The organism is Bacillus sp. GMa5/1, from assembly GCF_050172015.1.
Lineage (GTDB): Bacteria > Bacillota > Bacilli > Bacillales > Bacillaceae_G > Bacillus_A > Bacillus_A cereus.
In genome coordinates this window covers 1-26,141 of record NZ_JBNLYC010000062.1, presented here as the reverse complement: position 1 = coordinate 26,141, position 26,141 = coordinate 1, and the positions used below count along the sequence as shown (strand labels likewise).

The following is a 26,141-nucleotide window of genomic DNA, read 5'->3' as shown; positions in this document are numbered from 1 at the left end:
AAACAGATAAGTAATAGTGTTTGGTATTATGTAAATTATTGTAATAACATAAGAGTAAAGAAAAACATTTACATTGATTATTGATTCATTACTTATTGAAAAAGAGCAAAATGCACCTTTGTATGGAAAAGGATTATATGCATTGGGAGGTTTAAACAAATGACGAGGAAGAATACAACGACAAACCCTTGGGCCAAGTTCCACGGTCCGAACCTTGGTTATGTTATTGAGCAGTATGATCTTTACGTAACTGGAGCAGGTTCTGTTGATCCGGAATTACAAGAGCTTTTTGAAATTTTTGGAGCTCCTTCGTTTCAAGATGATGTCGTAACAGGGGACAACACAGCAACACATTTTTCTCCTCAAAACACAGGTAACATTGAAAAAATTCTTAAAGTCGTTCAACTTGTTGAGCAGATTCGTTCTTTCGGGCACACGTTGGCTCACATCAACCCGATGGAAGATGCTGCAAATGGACAATCTCTTCTTGAGAAAGCAATGAACGAACTGAGCGATGCTGACTTGAAAGCGATTCCAGCGAAAACGGTATGGCAAGATGCACCAGAAGGTATTCACACTGCACTTGATGTAATTCATAGATTAAAAGACGTTTATACAAAATCTTTAGCTTATGAATTTTCTCATATACAAGATAGTGAAGAACGCGCGTGGTTGCATCAAATGGTGGAATCAAATTCATTGCGTCAACCACTATCAAATAAAAAACGAACTGCTCTTTTAAAACGTTTAACAGCTGTTGAAGGTTTCGAGCAATTCTTGCATAAAACATTCGTTGGGCAAAAACGTTTCTCTATCGAGGGCGTTGATATGCTTGTACCTGTTTTAGATGAAATTGTTCTAGAAGGTGCTAAGAACGGCGTAGAGGATGTCATGATTGGTATGGCTCACCGCGGTCGCCTAAGCGTACTTGCTCACGTATTAGAAAAACCATATAGCCACATGTTTGCTGAGTTCAAACATGCAAAAATAGAAGGCGCAGTGGCTAATTCTGGCTGGACTGGCGACGTGAAATACCATTTAGGTAGAGAACAAGTCGTTAGTAACGAAGAAGTTAGTACTCGCGTTACATTAGCAAATAACCCGAGTCATCTTGAGTTCGTGAATCCTGTAGTAGAAGGTTTCGCACGTGCGGCTCAAGAGAATCGTAAAAAATCTGGTCTTCCAGATCAAGATACTTCAAAATCATTCGTAATTTTAGTTCATGGTGATGCTGCATTCCCTGGTCAAGGTATTGTATCTGAGACACTCAACTTAAGCAGATTGAACGCGTACCAAACAGGCGGAACGATTCATGTTATCGCAAACAATGCAGTTGGTTTTACGACTGATAGCTATGATTCTCGTTCTACGAAATATTCAAGTGACCTTGCAAAAGGTTTCGATATTCCGATTGTTCACGTGAATGCTGATGATCCGGAAGCTTGTCTTGCAGCTGCTAACCTTGCGATTCAATATCGCATGTTGTTCAAAAAAGACTTCTTAATCGATTTAATTGGTTACCGCCGCTACGGTCATAACGAAATGGATGACCCGGCAGTTACGCAACCACAAGTGTACAAAAAAATTAAAAACCATCCAACTGTAAGAGCAATTTATGCAGATCAATTACAAGCTGCTGGTGTTCTAAATGCAGATGAGGTTGAAACAATTACACAGTTTATACAAGAGCAATTAAAATCCGACTATGCACAAGTACCACCAGCTGATACGAGTGATGCAACAATTCACGTTAAAGTACCAGATGTTGTTGCAAAAGGTATTCAGTCAATTGATACTGGCGTTGAGATTGACTCACTTCGTGCAATTAATGAAGGTCTACTATCTTGGCCAGAAGGCTTTAACGTATATCCGAAAGTGAAGAAAATTCTTGAGCGCCGTAAAGATGCTCTTGAAGAGAACGGCAAAATTGAATGGGCACTTGCTGAATCATTAGCATTCGCTTCTATTTTACAAGAAGGTACGCCAATTCGTTTAACTGGTCAAGATTCACAGCGTGGTACATTCGCACACCGTCATATCGTATTACACGATACTGATACAAATGAAACATATTCACCATTACATCGCTTACCAAACATTAATGCTTCATTCTCTGTTCATAACAGTCCGTTATCAGAGGCTGCTGTTGTTGGTTACGAATATGGTTATAACGTATTCGCTCCAGAAACTCTTGTTATGTGGGAAGCGCAATATGGTGACTTCTCAAATACTGCGCAAGCATTATTTGATCAATATGTTTCAGCTGGAAGAGCAAAATGGGGTCAAAAATCTGGCTTAGTTCTTCTATTACCACACGGTTATGAAGGTCAAGGACCAGAGCACTCTAGTGCACGTCCAGAGCGTTTCTTACAGTTAGCTGCTGAGAATAACTGGACAGTTGCAAACTTAACGAGCGCGGCTCAATACTTCCATATCCTGCGTCGTCAAGCATCTATCTTAGGAACAGAAGCTGTTCGACCATTAGTATTGATGACGCCGAAGAGTTTATTACGTCACCCACTTACGCTTTCAACTGCTAGTCAGTTAAGCGAAGGACGTTTCCAACCTGCTTTAGAACAAGAAAACCTTGGCATGAAACCAAATAAAGTAAAACGTCTTGTTTTAAGCACAGGTAAAATGGCGATTGACTTAGCAGCAGAAATCGAGTCTGGTAAACATGAGTACAACTTAGACGAAGTTCATGTCGTTCGTATTGAGCAATTGTACCCATTCCCTGCTGAGAAAGTTCAATCTATTATTAAACGCTTTAAAAACTTAGAAGAAATCATTTGGGTTCAAGAAGAACCTCGTAATATGGGCGCATGGCATTACATGGCTCCAATTCTGTTCGAACTTGCTGGAGATAAAGTGAAAACAGGCTACATTGGACGTCCTGATCGCTCTAGTCCATCTGGCGGCGATCCATTCGCTCACAAAGCTGAGCAAGAACTAATCGTTGCACATGCTTTAGATGTAAAGTATAACTTCCGTCAAGATAAACAAGAAATTGAAGTTTACAGCAACTAAAAAGTAACAATGAAGCTTTCTTGCTTGTTCCTTGGGCAGATATTCTGCCCAAGGCCAGGCTAACAAATGGAGATTACCGAAGACAAAAGAAGAAAAAACACACCGTTAGGCAAATAAGGGGAGGACATTTAAAATGATCGAAATTAAAGTACCTGAGCTTGCAGAATCTATTACTGAAGGAACTATTTCACAATGGCTTATCAACGTAGGCGACAAAGTTGAGAAAGGTGGCAGCGTTGTTGAGCTTGAAACTGATAAAGTCAATGTAGAAATCATTGCAGAAGATTCAGGTATTGTATCGAAGTTACTAGGCGAACCTGGGGATACAGTTGAAGTTGGCGCAACTATCGCAATTTTAGATGCTAATGGAGCACCAGTTGCAGTAAGTACACCTGCACCAGTGGCTGAGCAACCAAAACAAGAAACGACTGAAGCACCAAATGCTGAGCAAACTGCAACACTACAAGGTTTACCAAATACAAACCGTCCTATCGCATCACCAGCTGCTAGAAAAATGGCTCGTGAATTAGGAATCGACTTAAACGACGTACGTAGCACAGATCCACTTGGACGCGTGAGACCACATGATGTACAAGCTCATGCTGCAGCACCAAAAGAAGCACCAGCTGCTCCAAAGAGTCCAGCTCCTGCTCCAGTTGCAAAAACGGAATTCGAAAAACCAGTTGAGCGCGTGAAAATGTCCCGCCGCCGTCAAACAATTGCAAAACGTCTTGTAGAAGTTCAACAAACATCTGCAATGTTAACAACATTTAACGAAGTTGATATGAGTGCGATCATGGAATTACGTAAAGAACGCAAAGATGCTTTCGAGAAAAAACATGATGTACGTCTTGGCTTCATGTCATTCTTCACAAAAGCAGTTGTTGCAGCATTAAAACAATTCCCATTATTAAATGCTGAAATTCAAGGTGACGAGCTTATCATTAAAAAATTCTATGATATCGGTATTGCAGTAGCAGCTCCAGATGGATTAGTTGTTCCAGTTGTACGCGATGCCAACCAATTAAATTTCGCTGAAATTGAAAGTGAAATTCGTGAATTAGGTAAAAAAGCACGTGACAACAAACTTTCATTAAAAGAACTACAAGGTGGTACATTTACAATTACAAACGGTGGTGTGTTCGGTTCTCTAATGTCAACACCGATCCTAAATAGCCCACAAGTTGGTATTTTAGGAATGCATAAAATCCAAGTACGCCCAGTTGCAATTGATAACGAGCGTATGGAAAACCGCCCAATGATGTACATTGCTTTATCTTACGATCACCGTATTGTTGATGGTAAAGAAGCAGTTAGCTTCCTTGTTGCTGTTAAAGATATGCTTGAAGATCCAAAGTCATTATTATTAGAAGGTTGATAGATTAAAAATCTATTAAAGGCTGTAGAATGAATCATTCTACAGCCTTTTTTTATTGTGTTCATACGGGACAAATTTCATGACATAAGGTAATAATGTATGCCTAAACGTAAGGAGGATTAAAATGAATAACCTTCCAATTCATGCAAAACTTAAAGTAAATAAGGATACTTTCTTCCTCCCCGATTCAAACGGGGGTGTCTATTTTCGAAATAACGCCAGTTCATTTCGTATGGACGGTGATGGAATTTATGATTGGATTGAAAAATTAATGCCAATGTTTAACGGGAATTATTCTTTAGCCGAAATAACCGATGGCCTCCCTCTCCCCTATCAAAACCGTGTATTTGAAATTGGAGAGATTTTATATGAAAATGGTTTCGTTCGCGATGCAAATCAAGATGCACCTCATGAATTAAACAGTACATTACTCGACAGATATGCTTCACAAATTGAATTTTTAGAAGCTGATTCTCATTCAGGTGCTTTAAAATTTGAAACATACCGCGGAGCAAATGTCCTTGTACTTGGTTCTGGGGATATGCTCACTTCCTTAGTTTCTTCTTTATTAGAATCTGGTTTACCTACATTTCATTACCTCGTTACAGATCGGGATGAAACAAACTATGACAGAATACATGAGCTAATAGAACGTGCATATGAAGTTGATAACAGTGTACTCCTTCAAGAAATCGATACTACAATTGACCGTCCCTTGCGTGAAGTATTCGAACCTTTTGATTGGATTTTATATGTTTCTCAAAACGGAGACATTGACGGTTTAAAAACAGTTCACACTATTTGTAGAGAAACGAAAAAGAATTTCATACCAGCTATTTGTTTATCAACACTCGGTATAGCTGGACCTGTCGTAACAGAAAATCGTGATGAATGCTGGGAATCCGCATGGCATCGGCTACATGAAACGACTTTACAAAATGAAAATTCATCGGATTCCTTCTCACCAATTACATCTGCCATGTTAGCAAATGTAATCGTTTTTGAATTGTTTAAACATGTCGCGGATGATTCATATCGTGAAAAAGAATCACAATTCTTTTTATTAAACTATGAAACACTTGAAGGAACGTGGCATCCTTTTATAAAACACCCTCTTGCAACTGATGAAAGTTTTACAATTGATACGATAGAAAATATTTCTGAAAAACTTGAGCATCGGTATGGCCAACATACTTCAACTGATATATTCCGCTTTTTCGACTCATTAACTTCTAAAGAAGCCGGTATATTCCATGTATGGGATGAACAAGATTCATATCAATTACCATTATCACAATGCTATATTCAAGTAGCTACTCCACTATCAGATGGCCCAGCTCCCCTTCTGCCTCTTATGACTCGTAGTGGATTGACTCATAATGAAGCACGCCGAGAAGCTGGTTTAACAGGAATTGAAACATATGTAGCAGAAATCATTCACCGCCTTATTCCTGAACATAACAATATCGGTATCGGTGCTGGAGAAACGATGACAGAAGGATTTTACCGGGCACTACAACAACATTTAAACAATAAACTGTATGAGCGGCAGTCACATATTCTAGAGGAACTTACAACTGTTGATTTAATTGATATTCAAGATAAACATTGTAGATTTTATTACGATGCTCTCTCTACAATCCATGAAACACCTAAAATCGCAATGAGTGAAGAGATTCTCAGTTTTCCAGTCGTTTGGGTTGGTATAAATGATAGATGGTACGGTGCATCTAATATTAATATGACGTTAGCGTTACGAAACGCACTACAACTATCACTCTTTCACGTTCAAAATGAAGAAATTCCTTACAGAGCTAATATCTTGCCTGAATCCTCTATTATTTTATATGACACGGATTCTTTTAGAGTGGAAATACAAGCGGAAGAAGAAATTCCAAGTGTGCAATCTTTACAGCTTGCCTTACAGCATTTAGAAGAACATAATTTTTATCCCTTCGTGTTCGATTTAGCAATCGAACCATTTTTGAAAGAAAACCTAGACGGTGTGTATGGGGTATTAATTGCAAAGGAGGACGGTTTATGATTCAAAATATATTGCTTATAGGAGATGGCCTACTTGCAGACTATGTACATGATCAATTATGCAAACAATATTCCATCATTCGTCAGCAGACCCTTACAGAAGAACTTCCTGAAAATATTCATCTCGCTCTCGTATTACATGACGGATCTCCTTCTACTATTCATCATGATGCCGAACTTATTTTTCGCTCAAATCATATTCCATGGCTTCGTGGTTTTACTTCATTTGGCGAAGGTATTATCGGTCCTTACATTCATCCTCTTACGCCTGGATGTTCCCATTGTTCTGATGGACGCCGTTTTATCGCTGGCTTTGATCAAAAAGAAATGTGGGAACTACAGCGGAAATATGCCTTTAAAGCAGATAATGTAACGAGACGTGATGTACGCGCCACCCAAAATGGAATGTTGCAAATGTGCCATCTTATTTGCGCAGAAACAGGAAAAATATTAACTCATAACCATTCTTCTTTAGAAAATGAACTTATTTTACTAAACTTACAAACATTACAATGTACGCGGCATTCTTTTCTTCCAGATCCTCTCTGTCCTGTATGTAGTAATTTACCTGATGATACTGCGGATGCGGCGGAAGTTTCTTTACAACCGAGTTTAAAAGTAAGCACCGAAACGTATCGCTGCCGTTCCATTCATGAGCTAAACACATTTTTAACGAGAGACTATTTAGATTATCGGGTCGGTATGTTGAACGGAAAAATGCAGCATTCTGTATTACCATTCGCTGACGTCATTATAAACATGCCATTAATGTTCGGAAATGAAGGTGTTGCGGGACGAACTCATTCATTTGCAGTGAGTGAAGCAACTGCTATTTTAGAAGGTTTAGAACGATATTGCGGTATGTCGCCTCGAGGGAAAAAGACAAATGTGCATGGTAGTTTTCATGATTTAGAGGAACATGCACTAAATCCCCTCACACTCGGTGTCCATACAAATGAACATTACAATCGTGATAACTTTCCATTCAAGCCGTTTGATCCTGATTATGAGCAAAACTGGGTATGGGGATATTCTTTATCACAAAACAGACCGCTTTTAGTTCCTGAATCAATTGCTTATTATAGCCTTGGTCATCGAGATGCTTTCGTGTATGAAACATCAAATGGATGTGCAATTGGCGGTAGTTTAGAAGAAGCGATTTTTCACGGCATTTTAGAAATAGTAGAGCGTGATGCCTTCTTACTCACTTGGTATGCCGAATTACCTCTTCCCCGCCTTGATCTTAGTTCAGCAAATGATACAGAATTACAATTAATGATTCAGCGGTTACGTACGATTACCGGATATGAATTACACGCTTTTAACGCGACGATGGAACACGGCATTCCTAGCTTATGGGTAATTGCAAAAAATACGCGTGAAAATGGAATGAACGTTGTTTGTGCAGGAGGCGCTCATTTAGATCCTATTCGAGCCTTAAAAAGCGCCATTCAAGAAATAGCAGGCATGTTACTTATAACAGACGATGAGCTCGAGCACAAAAGAGAATACTACGAAAAATGCTTACAAGATCCTTATTTCGTTAATAAAATGGAAGACCATAGTATGCTGTATGGATTGAAAGAAACAGAAGAACGTCTTCACTTCCTTTTACGGGAAGATGCACCGGTGCAAACGTTCCAAGAAATGAATGTATCACAATCATTTGATATGGATTTAACATCCGATCTCCACCAACTTTTAAATCGTTTGCATCAATCTAATCTTGAAATAATCGTTGTAGATCAAACCGTTCCTCTCATAGAAAAGAATGGATTTCATTGTGTAAAAGTTATTATTCCAGGCATGCTACCGATGACGTTTGGTCACCATCTTACTCGAGTTACAGGACTGGACCGGGTATATACCGTACCGATGACACTTGGATATACAGACGAACCTTTAACGAATGAAAGATTAAATCCACATCCACATCCGTTTCCATAGTAAAGGAGGGATTTCATGCAGCTAGATACTTTTTTACATCATCTCCATTTCTCTATCGATGAAATTATGCCGAATCATGAGGTGGACTGGAAAGACGCACCGCTTCCTTATAAATTATATCGAAATTTACCTACCATCCCGCTCTCCTTAGAAATCCCATTATCTTTACCGAACTCTTCTACTACACCTACTTTAGATGAGATTGGTCACTACCTTTGGTATTCATTTGGTGTAACACAATTATGTCAGCTAAATAGCGAGAGAAATGTATTACGAAGATCTATTCCTTCGGGTGGTGCTTTATATCCGAATGAATTGTATATCTATTTAAAGATTGACGATTATCCAGACGGCATTTACCATTATGACGCTGCGCATCACCGACTTATTTTACTTCGCGAAGGAAATTTCGATTCTTATTTGGCAGACACACTCGGTAATCGCTGTAATATAGATGATTGTTTCGGTGCTGCATTCGTATCCACTATGTTTTGGAAAAATTTCTTTAAATACAATAATTTTTCATATCGTCTTCAAGGATTAGATAGCGGGGTCCTCATTGGACAATTGCTAGAATGTGCAAAGCAATTCGGTTATACAAACGGCGTATACTTTCAATTTCTAGACCGTGCACTGAACCATTTACTCGGATTATCAGAAGGTGAAGAAAGTGTGTATGCCGTTATTCCTTTAAGTACAGAGCCAGAAACTAATTGGTTTCACAATGATTACCGTGAAAATAAAACAGTTACTTCTCATGAGTTGTTGCAACAAATTCCGCCGCTCGCACATGAACATTTCATTCGCTCAAAACATGTAGGTGAATATCCGATGATAACAAAAATAAATGAAGCTTCTATGATCGAATCAACAGCACACTTCCAAACACTACATCATGAAGAGCACTATCAACATAATCCGTACGCTGTACAGCTACCAAAAGTAGAACGGTTATCGTATGATTTCCTACAACTTTGTAAAAAACGATATTCTCCTGATGCGGATTTTATTTTAACGAAATGGGATGCAGCTGAGCTCGCTACTTTACTACAAGAAGCGAGCCTTTCCTTCCCCTATTACAACGACCTTGACGGTAAGTATACAAATGAAAATACACGCGTCTCCTTATACGGATGTTTTTATAGCGTGAAAAATATTGAAAACGGAGGTTACGCTTATAACAGTAAAACACATTCCATACAACCAATTCGATATGGAGACCTTCGCTACCCACTTCAGTCTAGTATGACGATGGATAACGTAAACCTTTTTCAAGTACCACTTTGCTTACATGTAGTCGGAAAGAAAGATTATTATACAAATGCACTAGGCTATAGAGGGTACCGTATCCATCAAATGGAAGCAGGTATACTCGTTCATAAACTCGTTTTTGCTGCAACTGCTATGGGGATGGGCGGGCATCCTTTACTTAGTTTTGATACAAATGCATGTGATCAATTGTACGGAATAGATGCTGGGAATGAAACATCTCTTATTCAAGTTCCAGTTGGGGCATATCGGGCGCGGAATTGGTTAAAAGGGGCTTTGCATAGTTAAAAGCACGCCGATGGACGGCGTGCTTTTTTACTAGATTAACTTAAAAATACTCTTAATTTGTCTAGCAAATAACCAATTTTTCGTACCGTAGTTATCATTTAAACTATCTAAATTGATAGATTGTCCGTTAGCAAACTTTAATTCTAACGTAGTATTTTTGTCATTTGTTTTTAAGTTACTATTTGTAATGGCATCATACTTTAATTTTTCAATCTCAACATATTCGTCTTTTTCTTGTCCAATCACGACATGGTCTTGGAAGAAGAAAAAGACTTCTACTTTTTTACCGAAACAAAATACATTTTTCGTATAAATTAATGTCGCGTTATCAAGTCCGACACATACTTCTTTCATTTCTTCCACAACGTGTCCAAAGTCTTCTTCATGTCTTGCATTTGATTCAGCAATCCATTCTTCGATTGTTTTCATGTTAATTGCCATACTGCGCCCCCTGGTTCGTTCATTGCTTCGTTTAAAAAATAAATACTATATGAAAATATAAGCGATACGTAATATGTTTTCAAGGGGAAACGGTATATTCAAAATAAAGTGAAACTTTAATCAGTGGGGTCTTACTGCCCGCAAATAGCAGGATAAAGTTAAATTTCAAAGTAATATAAAAGGAACACCAATTTCATTAAATTTTAAACGTTTGAACGAGACATTCTTCATCATCAATTAGCTGCGCTCTCTCATCAAATTCAATGTTTAATTCTTTATATACTTTCTTCCAAAACGACACTGCTGGTACATTTTTTAGAAGTTCGATAACGAAATATTGTCCTCTTTTCTCTTCTAGTAAATTCTCAACTACTTGTTTACCGATTCCTTTTCCTTTATATTGATTCAATATGAAAATATCATTAATACCAAAATCATTTTCCTTCTTCAAAAACGGACGTTCCAGTAGTAATAAGAATCCTACAATACTATGATCAACTTTTATAAAATACGGAGTGATTCCGTCATTTTCCCAAAACATATGTAAATCTTTGTATCCAAAAAAACCATTGGCTCCGATAGTTATATTCATAGTGAACTTAGAAAGATCATGAAGATATAATGCGTACAAATTACGTAATATTTCTTTTTCTGATTCTTGAACGGTTTGAAGTGTTGCAAACATTTTTAATAATCCCCTTTCCCATCTATAACTGTTCCTCCCTCTTTATTATTCGCTAAAAAGGTTTACCTCCCTTTGCAAAAAAAATAGCACTTTAAAAAGTGCTATTCTGCTCTCCTTGCCGCTTGTTGAATTGGGTCCCACACGCTGTTATATGGTGGTGCATAACTTAAGTCGACGTCTTCTAAATCATGAATGCTCATTTTATTGAAAAGCGCCATCGCAATCACATCAATACGTTTATCTACGCCTTCTTCTCCAATTACTTGCCCGCCCAATAATTGTTTCGTATCGGAGCGATATAGTAATTTCAAGTAAAGTGGTTTTGCATTTGGATAATAGCCCGCCATATTTGTAGAATCTACTTTGACCGTTTTATACGGAATGTGTAGCCCTTTCGCTTCTTTTTCATTTAAGCCTGTTCTTGCGAGTGTCAAATCCATAAATTTAATAATGCCTGTGCCTAACGTACCTTTAAAAGCTCTTCGTTTATCAAGCATATTCAGTCCAGCAAGTCGCCCTTGCTTATTGGCTGTCGTTCCGAGCGGGATATGATCATGAATTTCCTTTATAACGTGGTAATGTGTTGCGCAATCACCGGCTGCATATACGTCTTGCACATTCGTTTGCATATATGCATTTACTTCGATTGCTCCTTTATGATTCTTACGTATATTTGTCCCTTTAAGAAAATCAGTATTCGGCTTCACTCCAACCGACACTAAAACAAGATCTGCTTTATACGTACCTTTATCCGTTTCGATTGCTTCTACTCGTTCATTTCCTTTAAATGCTTTTACATTTTCATTCGTTAAAATTTCAATATTGTGTTTATCTGCTTCTTTATGTATATATTCAGCCATATCTGCATCATAAATCGTACCGATATGATCATTTCGCTCAATCATTCTTACTTTCTTACCAAGTTCGACGAATGTTTCTGCCATCTCTAGTCCGATTGCACCACCGCCAATAATCGTTACATCTTCAACTTTATTCGTTTCTAACGTTTTTAATATGCGCTCAGCATCAGGAATTGTTTTTAAAAGATGAACGCCTTGTAATTCCCGTCCTTCCCATTCTGGCATAACAGGACGCACTCCAGTCGCAATTAATAATCGATCATATGGAAATTCAAAGACATCCTTCGTCTTCGTATGCTCTGCGTACACCATTTTCTTTTCCGTATCTACTTTCGTTACTTCATGACGCACTTTCGCATCAATTCCATATTTCTCACGAAACGTCTTTACGTTGCGCGCGATTAACTTTTCAGTTGAAGCGATAGCACCACTAATGACATACGGTAATCCACACTGAGCGTATGAATAAATTTCACCTTTTTCTAAAGTTACAACATTTGCATTTTCATCGTTTCTAACAATTTGCATAGCTGCACTCATACCAGCTGCATCTCCGCCAATAATGACATAGTTCACTTTACCACTCCTTCTTTTTTACATACTCTTTACGTTTTCCATATTTTATAGAAATAACACCTACTTCCATTGTAAAGAAAGAGAATTTCATCTTCAAATTTGGTGCACAAACCTATGCTTGAATAGGTAACCGTCGTGTCTTATATACAACATGTTTAATATGCTATAACAGTAGCTATTGAAAGTAGGTGAAACATACATGTGCGCCGGCCTTCTCGTCCAGCTTCCAGAGGAACCGATAGAACCGAAACCCGCCCTCCCGCTTGAACAGGAGTTTACCGTTAGTGTAACTTTATACAGTGCTCGTGCTTGGTTATCTGACAATGACACTTTCTCACAAACTATTTGGAAAGCTACCCGCTTCGCTTCTGCATCACACACTCGCAAGGCCATCTTTCCAGTCGGTACTGTTAAAATTATAAATTTTTCTGACGATACAATAACAGTTACTGCATCATCAGAATCAGATGATACGCTTAAAATAATCGTCCCTCCTCATTCCGAAGCTGCTTTAACGTCTAGTTCTTTATCTCATGTGCAAGCCAGTACATCAGGAGGGGCAAGTAAAGTCACATTTCTCTTTCATATCTTTTTCTCTAGGGAACCTGGTCCAGCCAAATAACGATAGAAAAGGTACAGTAATATACACTGTACCTTTTTCCCGCGCTCTATTCTCTTGATTTAATTAGTTCAATATTATAAGTTTCGATATCTGTTAACTTTCCTGTAAAATAAGGATTTTCTCTATACCAAGACTGTTTTGCAAAATACGCTTGCATATCTTTCGTTTGAAAAATATGTCCATGCCTTGCATATATTTCATTTCTAGCAATTTTCAACTGTTCTTTCGATAAATATGTTAAATCTGTGCTCGTTAATTTTCGAATATCACTATCAGGAAAGATGAAACCATTATATACATACCCAGTCGCGGGCGTTGGAGTAACATTATAAACAACTGTTTTTTCTGCACTTTTCGTTTGGAATGGAAGATTATAAGACGAAAGTGCCGTTACCGTCTCTACTTTTGTCGTTTCCCGTCCATTTTCTCCATTTCGTTCTAAATAAATTTTCGCGCTTCCATCAGTCGCTACAGGCCCCCATGTAATTTCTTCTCCTGCGAGCGCTGTAACTGGTTTTTGATTTACGTACAATGTTGCACCAGGCGCGTTCGTTTGAACTGTAATATATTGACCTTGCAACGTTAAATCTACCGTTACGTTATTTTGGCTTTGTTTCATAAGTACAACCTTTTCCTCACGCGATAGTTTTACGTAGTCATTTTTATATTCTGATTGAAACACTTGATTTCCCGGAAGAAATGGCCCATATTGCTTCTCAAACTTTTTGTCATCTGTCTTATCAATTTCTTTTCCGTTCATTTTTAACGATACGTCTTTTTCATTTGAAAGCAAAGTTGCATAGTACGTCTTCGCTTTCAATTTATATCGATCAAATATAAAGAAATACTTTCCGTCTTTCGTTAATGAAAAATCAGCTCTTTCTATTCCGTCCCGTTGTTTTTCACCTTGTCTCAAATATTCTTTTAATTCATTCACGTAAGATGGATTTTCTTTTATATATGAAAATAGAGGCGTTACGCTCTCTCTCGTTATCATAACCGATGGATCATCTGCCGTAACGATCTCAGCTAATTTCTCTCCGTCCCTCTCTTGTAAAATCGTAATCATCCGGTCTACTTGTGCCACCTGCGTATAATACGACAATCCGTACAAATACAATCCAATAATCGCTATAACAAATAGCGCTAACAGTGTAATGCCAACTTTTACACCACCGCTCATGTTCTTCTTTACTACAGAACGTCCCCTCTTCGTCCCGCAGTTTTGACAAAACTGCACACCATCTTCAAACTGAACTCCGCACTTTGTACATACATTCATCCAGTCAACCACCTTTTCATTAGAAGCCAGTTATTCCCTGTGTTAAGGCTTGAATTATCGTGCTAATGTAAGACCAAAGTACAATGAATGTTGCAATTCCAATTAAAACATTTGCAATAATAAGTGTGTAAACGAGATCTAATCCGCCATTGTCTAGCTTTAATACGGCTACAGTTATACTAATCCCTATATAAGTTGCAGCTACGGATAATAATATCGGTAAGAAAAAGATTAATAAGAAACTAAAAAGAAAAGAAAGGACTAATATGACAATAGCCGGCGTCGCTATCGTTCCCCATATACCGAATACTTCAAGAAACGAAAAAGATGATTTCATCATCTTACCACTTACAAAAATAATAAATCCGACAAATAAAGTTAAAATTAATAAAAAGAAAAAGACCGTTATAGATTCTACAAAAAACGTGGGAGTAGATATATCTGGTGCAAATGTTCTCGTAACTGCTGATGCTGCACTCATCATTCTATAAAAAATACATGCTCCTAAAAAACAAATAAGAACAAGACTTACAATTCCATTTCGTACTTCAATAGCGCCGCTTTGCATAATCGCTGTCGGTGCTTGTAATGCATGTTTAAAAAATTGAAAATAGCCGCTCGCAAACCGCTTCGCTTGCTCTACCGTTTCATTTTGCCGAGCTTCCTTTGCTTGTGCCGCACGTGCTTGTTCCGGCCCTTCTTCTTGGCCACTACTTGCCACTACTTCTTCCGTTAATGAATGTCCACAATTCCCGCAAAACTTTGCCTCTACTGCATTTTTTGTATGACATGACGGACATTTCATTCTCTTATCCCTCCTTCAGCATATACCGTATAGGGTGTTACAAGTTCAATATATGAATTTGTACATAAAACATGACTACAAGAAAAAGATTCTGAAATCCTTCTTCCGAAAGAAAATATATGTGCTAGCATCTTGAAAAAAAATGCTATTATGAAACAGAATAAATAATATTTTTAACAGATTGGATGAAAGAAAATGGAATTGGTAAACTCAATTTTTCAAATACTCCTTACAAGCGTAATCCAATTATTATCTTTAATTGGCGTTATCATTGTAATTGGATTTCTATTAGGCTATTTAGAATCTCTCACACGCATGTATTGGTCGAGAGCTTTTGGAAGAAAAGGATTCCTATTAACGGCTTGGATTGGTGTTCCGGTTCACGAACTTGGACATGCCATTATGTGCGTGCTGTTCCGTCATAAGATTGTAGCAACGCAGTTCTTCCCGACAGATACAAGTCAAGGGGCTTTAGGTTATATACAACATCAATACAATCAAAAAAGTGTGTATCAACGAATTGGGAATTTCTTCATCGGCATTGGGCCTATTATTTCTGGTATTACTGCATTAATCCTTTTAATGCGCTATTTCGTACCAGAATCATATTTTTTATTTAATACAACTCTCGAAAAAACGATTGCTTCTACTTCTATTAATGTAGAAATGATTCAAAACATGCTCTTGTCGACGTTTGTATTATTGAAAAGCTTATTTACAATCGGCAATTTATTGAATCCTTCCTTTTGGTTATTTTTATTTATCGCCATTTGCATTTCCGCGCATATCGCTTTAAGTAAACCAGACATTAAAGGATCAATAGACGGTGTTGTCGTCATGTTTATCGTGTTATTTTTATTCAACATAATAGCAGGACTGTTTCAATACGACAGTAATCAGCTAATTGGACAGGTTATGAAATATAATATGTATCTCATTGCGTTTTCTAGTGTGGCACTGCTTTTCTCTTGTCTTTCTACACTCGTTAGTTTTTCGTTTTATAAAATAAGAAGAGGGCGTTCTTTTTGAACGCCCTCTTCTTATTAATTATTCCCCTTATAATCACAATGCTCAACCGGAACGCGAGCATGCCCTTCTTCATCGGTACACCATGACTGTGATTGGAATGCAAGAAAGATACCAATCCATTCTTCTTCCTTTTCAAAGTGAATGAGTATTCCTCCGTCTTGCCATATGCCATCATCACCTTGCCATTTTTCTACATTCCCTTGATTCATATGAATATCATGTATACCGTTTCCTGGTTTGAAATGAAAATAGGAATCTGGTGTATTTTCTTCTGGTCCCCATCTTTCACCAAACGCGTAAATAATTGCTTTTTCTTCTATTGCTCGTTTTATATAACGTTCTATTTTTTCATTTAAATCATTATCTGCTCCTGCTTTTTCGGGAGGCAAAGGAATCATTTGATTTGAGTCAAATAGATTTCCTCTTACATAATCTAAAGCTACTTTCGGTTCATTGTTTTTTATTTCTGTAAAACCGAATGGTAATGTCGGTAAAATATGAATCGCCTCTGACTTAATATTGTTACTCGCAAAATATAAAACTTCTGACGGATAGCTTTGCGATTTTACGTTAATTGCAATACGATAATTTACTCCTGTCTCGCCCTGTAAATGAACTTGATAATGAGGTGTTTTCCCTTTTCCAATCTTTGATTGTATAACTGTACCTTTTAACACACCGTAGTTTTTTAGGGGCATACATTTCATCTCCTATTCATTTAGTAGAAGCTATTCATATTTAAATCATTATCCACTCATAAAAAAAATCCTCCTATGTTAGGAGGATTTTTAATTTCTCAACATATACCAAACAATAACTTCTACCACTACAAGCAAAACCGCACCAAAGATCATTAACGTCGTCTTCTTTAATAGTTCATTTTCACGGTAAGGGATATTACATAAGTAAGCACCTAGTGTAATCCGTGATGGACAAGCAATTGTCGCTACTGATGATGCGGTGTTTTGAAGTGTTGTGACATATTGCCACGGGAGTGCTACGTTTTGTGCGGTTTGCATTTGTAGTTTTATAAACATTGCATTTGATCCTGCGTTACTACCTGTTAAAAATCCACCAATAGCGCCAATAAACGGAGCAACGAAAACGAAAAAGGTTCCAAATGTTTCACCAGCTGTCTTTGCGAGTAATGAATGCATGCCTGATGCACCCATTAGTTCTGAAATGGCGATAAACATTGTCGTCGTAATAGCAAATGGAATCCATTGTTTAATCGTTTGTGAGAGTGATTGTTTAATAATATTAGACGGGATGCGGAAGAAAATAATAGTAAATAAGCAAGTCATACCGAGCCAAAATCCTGGTGAATATAGTAACTCTAGTTTGTAAGAATATGATTTCAAATCAAGAACCGCATATGATCTGAACAAATCATGTAATGCTGGAACGAGGCGAGAAAGTAAAATACAAACTGTTAGAAATATATAAGGGCTAATAATTTTTAGAATAGATACTTCTCTTTCCGTTGCAGCCGCATGTTCTGTTATAAGATTTTGCCCACTTTTTCCTTTTAATTTAATGATAAAAAAGCCAAAGGTAATCGTAACGATAGAACTTAATATCCCGGCTAGTTCAACACTTACGTACGCATTAGAAAGATAGATTCCGAGAGAAAATAATAGAAAGAACCCTACTCCTTCTTTCCACTTTTCTATAACGGCTTGCCAGCCGCCAACAACGTGTAAAGAAAGAATAACGAAGTAAGCAAACATCGGAATACTTAATAGCGCTGTATTTGTGCCAAGTGTTGTAAGAGGCATATTTATTAGCTGCGAACCGATAATCGTACCAGTTGCCATTGCGCCCCATGAACTAGCTAGTAAGCCGATGAATGAGAGTAGTACAGCTTGAAATGGTTTATATCCTAGTGAAAGAAAAATAGGTGCTGCAACCATGAAGCCAATACCGAATCCACTTACTGATTCAATAAGCGGGCAAATGCCAAAACACATAAGCAGCATTTGTAATAAGCGATCCTGAGTAACTGCTTCTAGAAAACGTGCTACTTGATCGATGTACCCCATTTTGTTCATGAGGTGAAATAAAAAAATACCGAAAAATAAAACGTACCCGACAATAAAACAAATTAACCATCCTTTAATCGTTGCGTGCACAGTTTCACTTATCCCTAATTGAAACATTGGCGAGAGTAAAACGATTCCAACAGACACAGCATAAGAAATTAACGAGGACCTTAATGACGTTTGTTTAAATAAAAATAAACAAATGAAAATCATCATAATTGGGATAAGTGCCAACAATATGGCCATGTTATCATCTCATTTCGTTTAAAATACAATTTTTAACTATTATATAACAGATACTATAATTTTCAATTGTTTTTACAACAGATTCAAAAAAGGAACCAAACGGCTCCTTTTCATTCACTCCCATTTTCTATTATCCTGAAAAACGGTCTGCTTTCCGACTATTTCTTTCAACACAACAAACACAATGTAAGTACATATTGCTTGCAATATAATATTCCAAAATTTCATTAATGTAAATGAATGAATCCGTAGAAATAATTCGTTTAATAATACAATCGAAACGATACTAAATAATTCTATACTAATCGAAAATAGACATATTTCTAAAATAGACTGTTCTTGAATGCGATTTAAGTTGGAAAAGATGAATACATACCCTAAAAATAGAGCCATTAACTCTATTTTCGTCATGCTAATGAGCCAAGCGTATAGCGGTACAGTTAAAAATAGATATAGTAGTTTACGTCTTAGCATGCCTTCTCACCCTCTAAATTATATGTATTTTCTGTATATTTTAACATTTATTACGCAAAACAAAAAGAAGAGACTACGCCTCTTCTTTTTGTTTTGTTGCATATATTAATTCACATATTTCTTCTTGCTTTTCATTTTCTAAAAGCTCAATGATCTTACTTCCAACGACAACTCCGTCGCATATTGTAACCATTTCTTCTACATGTTCTTTTGTTGAGATGCCAAATCCAGCGACTACTGGTAAGTTGACGTGTGATTTTACTTTTTCTAAGTAACTATGAATCTCCTCTTTAAAGTTTTGACGTACTCCCGTTACGCCCGCTACTGTAACAGCATAAACGAACCCTTCTGATTCACTCGTAATTTTTTCAATTCTTTCAATAGGACTCGTTACGGTAACGAGTGGAATGAGCGCAATGTTTGCCTCTCGAAGTAACGACGCAATAATATTTTGTTCTTCATACGGTAAGTCTGGAACGATGATGCCGTCTACACCTGCTTCTATACAGTTCTCAATGAATCTCTCTTTTCCGAATGCAAGTACCGGATTTAAATATGTCATAAGAACAAAAGGCATTTGTACTTCTTTCCTTACCTCTGCTAACGCTTGAAAAATGCCTTTTAATGTTACGCCGCTATCTAGCGCTCGCTTTCCTGCTCTTTGAATCGTTGGGCCGTCCGCGACTGGATCTGAAAACGGAATACCAATTTCAACGATGCTTGCTCCAGCTTCATCTAGAAAACGAATTCTTTCTTTTAATTTTTCAAGGCCGCCATCTCCGCCCATTACGTACGGAATAAATGCTTTCTTGCCATTTTCAAACGCTGCTTTAATTTTTTCTACTGCCATTTTTTACACCTCTTCCATATAACGTTTTATACTCTCTACATCTTTATCACCACGGCCAGATAAACAAATAACAAGTCCTTCATCTTCCTTCATTTGCGGCGCTAATTTTAATGCGTATGCGACAGCATGTGAACTTTCTAACGCCGGGATAATGCCTTCTTTTTTCGTTAATAATTGAAATGCTTCTAATGCTTCTTCGTCTGTTATCGAATGATAAGACACGCGGCCAATATCTTTTAGCAAGCTATGTTCTGGACCAACACCTGGATAATCAAGTCCTGCTGAAATAGAGTGTGCTTCTTGAATTTGTCCTTCTTCGTTTTGCAGAAGATACATCATTGATCCGTGTAAAACACCGACGCTTCCTTTCGTTAAAGTTGCTGCATGCTTTTCTGTATGAACGCCTTTTCCAGCTGCTTCTACGCCGTAAAGAGCAACTTCTTCATCGTGTACGAACGGATAAAACATCCCCATTGCATTACTACCACCTCCAATACAAGCAACGACTGCTTCTGGTACCTTTCCTTCTAACGCCTCATATTGTTTTTTCGTTTCATTTCCAATTACACTTTGGAAATCACGTACAATTTGCGGGAATGGATGTGGTCCGAGAACAGATCCCATAATGTAGTGCGTATCATGCACATGTGAAACCCAGTAACGAAGCGCCTCGTTTACCGCATCTTTTAATGTACCACTACCTGCCGCTACACTTTCTACTTTCGCTCCGAGTAATTCCATTCGGAACACATTTAATTTTTGACGTCTTACATCTTCTTCTCCCATAAAAATGACGCATTCTAATCCGAGAAGAGCACATACAGTAGCTGTTGCAACTCCGTGTTGTCCAGCTCCTGTTTCAGCGACAACTTTTTTCTTGCCCATTCGCACTGCAAGTAGTGCCTGACCGATTGTATTGTTAATTTTATGAGCTCCTGTATGATTCAAATCTTCACGTTTTAAATAAATCTTTGCACCTCCGCAATACTTCGTCAGATTTTCAGCGAAATAAAGCGGTGTTTCTCTTCCGACGTACGTTTTTAAATAATGATTTAATTCCTTTTGAAATGCCTCATCTTGCATCGCTTCTTTATATGCTTCTTCTAGTTCTAGTACAGATTGCATTAACGTTTCTGGAACGTATCGTCCTCCGTATATACCGTAATGTCCTTTTTCATCTGGATATGCGTAGTTCATTTGGAACACTCCTTCGCTTTTATAATAAATTGTTTTATTTTCTCTACATCTTTCTTTCCTTCTGTCTCTACTCCGCTGCTCACATCGACCATATAAGGCCGAACAGTTCGAATTGCTTCTTCTATATTAAGAGCGTTTAATCCACCAGCTAATATCGTTTTCTTTCGCAATTCTTTTGGCATATGCCCAAGTAGTTCCCATGAAAATGTCTTTCCATTTCCTCCATGAAACTTTTCTTTCGGGCTATCAAATAATATATAATCCGTTTCATACCCTTGAGCGTTTTTCATATCACTTTCTGAAGTTACTCCTAGTGATTTTATAGACGGAATATTCAATCTTCTAATTTGATAATTATCTTCATCTCCATGTAGTTGTACATGTGTTAACCCGCACTCATCTGCAATTTTCTGGATCACTTCTACTGATTCATTTACGAAAACACCGATTTTTAACACGTTGGCTGGAAGCTCCTGAATGATTTCTTCCGCTCTCTTTGGAGTGATTTTCCGCTTACTTTCTGCAAAAACAAATCCGAGTGCATCTGCGCCGTATTCGCAAGCACGTTTTGCTGTTTCCATATCAGTGATGCCGCAAATTTTCACTTTCATATATTCACCTTACAGTCTTCAAAAAAGTTACTAATAGAAGATGATGTCATAAGTGCCTCTCCAATTAATACACCTTTTGCTCCTGCTTTTTTAACACGAATAATATCCTCTTTTAAATGAATCCCGCTTTCACTAATCCAAAGTAGTTTCTCCTCATTCAATCTTTTTCCAAGCTTTTCAGTTTGGCTTAAATCTACTTCGAACGTTTTTAAATTACGATTATTAATGCCAATAACGTGCGGATTTAATACAATCGCAGTTTCTAATTCCTGTTCATCATGAACTTCAACAATCGCTTCCAATCCTTTTTCTAACACGTAGCTATACAACTCTTTTAACTTCTCTTTCGTTAACGCTGCTACAATTAGTAAAATAATATCTGCTCCCGCTTCATACGCTCTATCGATTTGAATCTTATCGATTATGAAATCTTTACATAAAAGCGGAATGTTACTTTCTTCTCTTGCTGTTTGTAAATCGTGAAACGATCCTTTAAAAAATTGACCATCTGTTAAAACAGAAACTGCTCCTGCACCACATTTCTCATATGTTCCCACTTGTTTTCGTACGTCAACGTGTAAATTGATATCTCCTTTTGATGGTGATGCTCGCTTTACTTCTGCAATGACAGTAAACTGCTGTAACGCTTCTACAAGTGAATGTGCCTTTCTTTTTGTTTTTACTGGTGTATATATTTCATATAACTCCGCAACTTCCTTTTTCTTCTGTTCTACAATTTTATCTAAAATCGTCCCCACTTTAGTTCACCCTTTCTAATTTTTCGTTGCTTGCTGCAATTAATAAGTTTAATTTGGTTAATGCTTTTCCAGAGTCGATGCTATGTGCCGCGAGTTTAATTCCTTCTTCAATCGTTTCCGTTTTTCCATTTGCGAAAAGAGCTAGACCTGCATTTAATAAAACGGTATCGCGGTAAACACTCTTTTCTCCGCTCAATACTTCAAGCGTAATCTTTGCATTTTCTTTTGAATTCCCCCCTCTAATTTCTTCATTTTTCACTCTTGAAAAACCATACTTTTCTGGATCAATACTCATTTCTACTATTTCATTATCTTTTAAAAGGACTACGTGATTTTCCCCTTGTAATGATGCTTCATCTAAAAAACCACTTCCATTTACGACAAGTGCTTGTTTCCGGCCTAACTTTTGTAATACTTGTGCAACTGGTAATAACATATCTCGTTTATAAATACCGACAAATTGTGTTTCTAAATTCACTGGATTTGTTAAAGGGCCAATTAAGTTAAAGATCGTCGGCACGTTTAACTCTTTTCTTATTTTCATAATGCGCCTTAGTGCTGGATGCATCGCTGGTGCAAATAAAAATGCAATACCTACATGCTCTAGTAAATAATCAATTTCGTTTGGCGTACTACTAATATTTACACCTAGTTCTTCTAATAAGTCTGCACTTCCTGTTTTACTAGAAACAGCACGATTACCATGTTTTGCAACCTTTACACCTGCTCCTGCCAGTACGAATGCTGATGTTGTGCTAATATTAAACGTTTGAGCACCATCGCCACCCGTCCCGCAATTATCCATTGCTCCTTGTATATGGTTCGAAAACGGCAATGCCTTTTCGCGAAGAGCTCGAACGAGACCGTATATTTCTTCTGCAGTTTCACCTTTCGCTTTCAGTAAGACTAAGAAAGCTGCAATTTCACTTTCTAATATGTTTTCACTTAATAAAAGTAATCCTGCTTTATACATTTCCTCTTCTGTTAAATGTTGACCCTCAACTAATTTACGAAGATAGTTATTCATACTCTTTCCTCCTCTTTTACTTCTGTTAAAAAGGCACGTATTAACTTTCCGCCTTCTTCTGTTGCGATTGATTCCGGATGAAACTGTAATCCGAAGAGCGGATAATAATTGTGACGGACTGCCATTATTTCTCCGTCGTCCATCGCTGTCGCTAATATGTCAAAACACTCTGGCAAGCTCGTTTGCTCTGCAACAAGGGAATGATAGCGCATCGCCGTTAGCGGCTGTGTAGCGTATGAAAAGATTGACATTCCGTTATGTTTCACACGCGATGTTTTTCCATGTTTAATACGTTCTGCTCTAACAATGTCTCCTCCAAATGCAGCTATGATCGCTTGGTGGCCAAGACAAATCCCTAATATAGGAACGTTCTTATAAAAATGACGGATGACGTCGATACAAACGCCAGCATCCTCTGGTTTTCCTGGTCCTGGTGAAAGTACAATTCCTCTTGGATTCATCTCTTCTAACTGTTCTATCGTTATTTCATCATTTCTTACAACTACAATTTCTTCTTCATGTTCGCCTAACAGTTGATACAAGTTATATGTGAACGAATCGTAATTATCGATAAGTACAATCATTTCATTACCTCCAAAAGCGCTCTCGCTTTATTTAATGTTTCTTCATATTCAGCTACTGGATCTGAATCGTAAACGACTCCTGCTCCTGCCTGAACGTATGCTTTTTCATCCTTTACGACCATCGTTCGAATAGCGAGCGCCATATCAAGATTTCCTGAAAAACTAACGTATCCAACTGCACCAGCGTATACATTTCTTTTTTCATTCTCTAGTTCATTTATAATTTCCATCGCTCTAATTTTCGGAGCTCCAGAAACCGTCCCTGCTGGTAAGCAATACGCTAACGCATCAAATCCGCCCATTTGGTTTCGCAATGTTCCGTAAACTTCAGATACAATGTGCATAACGTGAGAATATTTTTCTACTTTCATATATTTATCTATCGTAACCGAGCCGATTTCGCTCACTCTACCAATATCGTTTCGCCCAAGATCTACAAGCATCATATGCTCTGCTCGCTCTTTCTCATTGCCTAACAGTTCTTTTGCGATTTCCTCGTCTTCCCTCTTCGTTTTCCCCCTCGGCCTTGTACCAGCAATTGGATTCGTCATCACTTTATCCTCCCTTACTGATAGTAAACTTTCCGGCGAAGAACCGAGTACAACATAATCTTGAAAATCGATATAGAACATATATGGTGATGGATTTGCAATTCGAAGTTTTCGGTATAACCCGAATGGATCCCCAATACATTCACTTTGTAAACGCTGTGATAGTACGACTTGGAATATGTCTCCCGCTCTTATATATTCTTTCGCCATTTCTACCATCTCACAAAACTCTTTTTCCGTTATAGAAGAAGTGAATGATAATGTGGATTGTATTGTATTTACTTCAGCTTCTTCTCCTTGTAGCACTTCCTCTTTGTATACTCGTAGCCTTTCGTATACTTCCTCATAATCTGTTGAATCATCTTCCCTGCATACATATACAAACGACAACTTTTGGCGTAAATGATCGTAAACGATAAACTCACGATATAGTAAAAGGTGTACTTCCGGAATATTTAATGGGTCGTGTAAATCCGCTCCAATGTTTTCATACTGTCGAATGACATCATATCCAATATAACCAACTGCTCCTCCGCAAAATGGAAATGGACTGTCTACTTGTGATGGTACGATTACTTCTTCTAACACTTGCAGTACGTTACCTTGTAACTTTTCTGCCCGGCCGTAAATCGTTCGTTCCACTTCCGTACCAACGCTTTTCACTTCTCCATAAGGATTACATCCTAAGTAAGAATAACGCCCTTTATCTTGATGAAGCTGTGAACTTTCTAATAAGAATTTCTTCTTCCCTTTCATACGTCTATATAAAGAAATTGGCGTAATGCTATCTCCTTCTTCTTCAGTGATTACTAAAAATGTCTTTCTCTCTCTTTTTTGTTTTATAAATTCTTCTTTCGTCATCATGTCCTTCACCTCACCCTGAAAAATAAAAAAGTCCCCTACATATCGAAAATATGTAGAGGACGATAAATATACCGCGGTACCACCTCGTGTTGGATGCAAAAGCATCCCGCTTTGTTCAGGTACAAATTTTATACCTTATCCTTGTAACGGCGGAACCCGGGTTGCCTACTAAAAATAATTGTTCAGCATACCTCTCGTAAGCCCATTCCGTATATGGCACCGTACCGGGCTCCCACCTATTCCCGGCTCTCTGTAACGTCTCCAATATACGTACTCTTCTTACTTAAACGATTTCATTTATTTAATTTTTTATACACAAAAAGGGAGTACTCATCCTATAGAAAGGACGGGTACTCCCGTGGTGCCACCTTAATTCGTTACAAATGTAACGCACTTTACCGTATCAAAAACAATACGTGTCTCTTGTATCGATGAGATCATGTCGCCAAAGCCTACTTCTTTCGTTTCGGTTTGGAAGCTCCGAAGCCCATTCCACATCAATTCCATACTGATTCGCACCAACCATCAGCTCTCTGACATGTTCATCATGTGTACTCTTCTTCATCAACGCTTGCATTTTTTTAAGTTGCACTCATTATAGACCTGACTTTTTTCACAAGTCAATACTTTTCCAAAAATTTTATTTTTCTTTCCTTTCAATATTATATTGACAAAACAACCTCTT

At 37.7% G+C, this 26,141-nt stretch carries 22 protein-coding genes and 2 other annotated features; of the genes, 7 read left to right on the top strand and 15 right to left on the bottom strand.

The genetic code is table 11. The features are described from left to right. The first annotated feature begins 159 nt into the window (after positions 1–159). The 5 genes from odhA to ACQGSG_RS15845 all read left to right on the top strand — a co-directional run bounded on the left by odhA (position 160) and on the right by ACQGSG_RS15845 (position 9,952). Positions 160–3,027 (top strand): 2-oxoglutarate dehydrogenase E1 component, encoded by a 2,868-nt coding sequence (gene odhA / locus ACQGSG_RS15865; RefSeq protein ID WP_000197136.1) that lies wholly within the window; start codon positions 160–162, stop codon positions 3,025–3,027. A gap of 133 nt (positions 3,028–3,160) precedes the next feature. Beyond that, on the top strand, positions 3,161–4,405 hold the full coding sequence (gene odhB / locus ACQGSG_RS15860; RefSeq protein WP_098294325.1) for a 2-oxoglutarate dehydrogenase complex dihydrolipoyllysine-residue succinyltransferase: 1,245 nt from the start codon (positions 3,161–3,163) through the stop codon (positions 4,403–4,405). 124 nt (positions 4,406–4,529) lie between these two features. Then, positions 4,530–6,449: a putative thiazole-containing bacteriocin maturation protein gene (locus ACQGSG_RS15855; protein ID WP_098280129.1), complete on the top strand. Its 1,920-nt coding sequence runs from the start codon at positions 4,530–4,532 to the stop codon at positions 6,447–6,449. After that, on the top strand, positions 6,446–8,395 hold the full coding sequence (locus ACQGSG_RS15850; RefSeq protein WP_325842705.1) for a TOMM precursor leader peptide-binding protein: 1,950 nt from the start codon (positions 6,446–6,448) through the stop codon (positions 8,393–8,395). The genes ACQGSG_RS15855 and ACQGSG_RS15850 overlap by 4 nt, the downstream gene beginning before the upstream one ends. A gap of 15 nt (positions 8,396–8,410) precedes the next feature. Further along, positions 8,411–9,952, top strand: a complete 1,542-nt coding sequence (locus tag ACQGSG_RS15845; protein WP_325842706.1) for a SagB family peptide dehydrogenase — start codon at positions 8,411–8,413, stop codon at positions 9,950–9,952. Positions 9,953–9,982: 30 nt separating this feature from the next. Here the strand turns inward: ACQGSG_RS15845 and ACQGSG_RS15840 are convergent, their stop codons facing one another. From ACQGSG_RS15840 to ACQGSG_RS15830, 3 genes are all read right to left on the bottom strand, one after another. Next, positions 9,983–10,393 (bottom strand): DUF3908 family protein, encoded by a 411-nt coding sequence (locus tag ACQGSG_RS15840; protein ID WP_000996782.1) that lies wholly within the window; start codon positions 10,391–10,393, stop codon positions 9,983–9,985. Positions 10,394–10,589: 196 nt separating this feature from the next. After that, positions 10,590–11,078, bottom strand: a complete 489-nt coding sequence (locus tag ACQGSG_RS15835; RefSeq protein ID WP_000458343.1) for a GNAT family N-acetyltransferase — start codon at positions 11,076–11,078, stop codon at positions 10,590–10,592. A gap of 101 nt (positions 11,079–11,179) precedes the next feature. Then, entirely contained in the window at positions 11,180–12,514 is a 1,335-nt protein-coding gene (locus ACQGSG_RS15830) for a CoA-disulfide reductase (RefSeq protein ID WP_098604708.1), read from the bottom strand. Between the two features lie 199 nt (positions 12,515–12,713). Here ACQGSG_RS15830 and ACQGSG_RS15825 point away from each other — a divergent pair, with 199 nt between their 5' ends. Then, positions 12,714–13,136: a hypothetical protein gene (locus ACQGSG_RS15825; protein ID WP_000332421.1), complete on the top strand. Its 423-nt coding sequence runs from the start codon at positions 12,714–12,716 to the stop codon at positions 13,134–13,136. Positions 13,137–13,182: 46 nt separating this feature from the next. Here ACQGSG_RS15825 and ACQGSG_RS15820 read toward each other — a convergent pair whose 3' ends face one another. Next, positions 13,183–14,418, bottom strand: a complete 1,236-nt coding sequence (locus ACQGSG_RS15820; protein ID WP_001099940.1) for a TcaA 3rd/4th domain-containing protein — start codon at positions 14,416–14,418, stop codon at positions 13,183–13,185. A 19-nt stretch (positions 14,419–14,437) separates the two neighbouring features. Then, positions 14,438–15,223 carry a zinc ribbon domain-containing protein gene (locus tag ACQGSG_RS15815; RefSeq protein WP_325842707.1) on the bottom strand — a complete coding sequence of 262 codons (786 nt, stop codon included), beginning with the start codon at positions 15,221–15,223 and terminating at the stop codon, positions 14,438–14,440. Positions 15,224–15,418: 195 nt separating this feature from the next. On the opposite strand from ACQGSG_RS15815, the gene ACQGSG_RS15810 reads away from it, so the two are divergent. Continuing rightward, positions 15,419–16,252: a hypothetical protein gene (locus ACQGSG_RS15810; RefSeq protein ID WP_325842708.1), complete on the top strand. Its 834-nt coding sequence runs from the start codon at positions 15,419–15,421 to the stop codon at positions 16,250–16,252. 14 nt (positions 16,253–16,266) lie between these two features. Here ACQGSG_RS15810 and ACQGSG_RS15805 read toward each other — a convergent pair whose 3' ends face one another. The 10 genes from ACQGSG_RS15805 to trpE all read right to left on the bottom strand — a co-directional run bounded on the left by ACQGSG_RS15805 (position 16,267) and on the right by trpE (position 25,456). Continuing rightward, positions 16,267–16,950 carry a DUF2278 family protein gene (locus ACQGSG_RS15805; protein WP_001128613.1) on the bottom strand — a complete coding sequence of 228 codons (684 nt, stop codon included), beginning with the start codon at positions 16,948–16,950 and terminating at the stop codon, positions 16,267–16,269. A 90-nt stretch (positions 16,951–17,040) separates the two neighbouring features. Beyond that, positions 17,041–18,540 carry an L-lactate permease gene (locus ACQGSG_RS15800; protein WP_193409470.1) on the bottom strand — a complete coding sequence of 500 codons (1,500 nt, stop codon included), beginning with the start codon at positions 18,538–18,540 and terminating at the stop codon, positions 17,041–17,043. Between the two features lie 114 nt (positions 18,541–18,654). After that, positions 18,655–19,014 (bottom strand): DUF4029 domain-containing protein, encoded by a 360-nt coding sequence (locus tag ACQGSG_RS15795; protein WP_000946131.1) that lies wholly within the window; start codon positions 19,012–19,014, stop codon positions 18,655–18,657. 73 nt (positions 19,015–19,087) lie between these two features. Next, entirely contained in the window at positions 19,088–19,864 is a 777-nt protein-coding gene (gene trpA, locus ACQGSG_RS15790; RefSeq protein WP_065704567.1) for a tryptophan synthase subunit alpha, read from the bottom strand. 3 nt (positions 19,865–19,867) lie between these two features. After that, positions 19,868–21,061, bottom strand: coding sequence for a tryptophan synthase subunit beta (trpB, locus tag ACQGSG_RS15785; protein WP_325842710.1), 1,194 nt, complete (start codon positions 21,059–21,061; stop codon positions 19,868–19,870). After that, a complete protein-coding gene (gene trpF / locus ACQGSG_RS15780) occupies positions 21,058–21,672 on the bottom strand; it encodes an N-(5'phosphoribosyl)anthranilate isomerase (RefSeq protein WP_000865118.1) in 615 nt (204 codons plus the stop codon). Before trpF ends, trpB begins: the two co-directional genes overlap by 4 nt. Then, positions 21,669–22,430 (bottom strand): indole-3-glycerol phosphate synthase TrpC, encoded by a 762-nt coding sequence (gene trpC, locus ACQGSG_RS15775; RefSeq protein WP_000536696.1) that lies wholly within the window; start codon positions 22,428–22,430, stop codon positions 21,669–21,671. The genes trpF and trpC overlap by 4 nt, the downstream gene beginning before the upstream one ends. A gap of 1 nt (position 22,431) precedes the next feature. After that, on the bottom strand, positions 22,432–23,457 hold the full coding sequence (gene trpD, locus ACQGSG_RS15770; RefSeq protein ID WP_087948072.1) for an anthranilate phosphoribosyltransferase: 1,026 nt from the start codon (positions 23,455–23,457) through the stop codon (positions 22,432–22,434). After that, positions 23,454–24,041, bottom strand: coding sequence for an aminodeoxychorismate/anthranilate synthase component II (locus ACQGSG_RS15765; protein ID WP_025967017.1), 588 nt, complete (start codon positions 24,039–24,041; stop codon positions 23,454–23,456). The genes trpD and ACQGSG_RS15765 overlap by 4 nt, the downstream gene beginning before the upstream one ends. Beyond that, on the bottom strand, positions 24,038–25,456 hold the full coding sequence (gene trpE, locus ACQGSG_RS15760) for an anthranilate synthase component I (protein WP_325842711.1): 1,419 nt from the start codon (positions 25,454–25,456) through the stop codon (positions 24,038–24,040). The genes ACQGSG_RS15765 and trpE overlap by 4 nt, the downstream gene beginning before the upstream one ends. 52 nt (positions 25,457–25,508) lie before the next feature. After that, positions 25,509–25,753: a binding site (T-box leader), on the bottom strand. 42 nt (positions 25,754–25,795) lie between these two features. Next, positions 25,796–26,033, bottom strand: a binding site (T-box leader). Between the last annotated feature and the right edge of the window lie 108 nt (positions 26,034–26,141).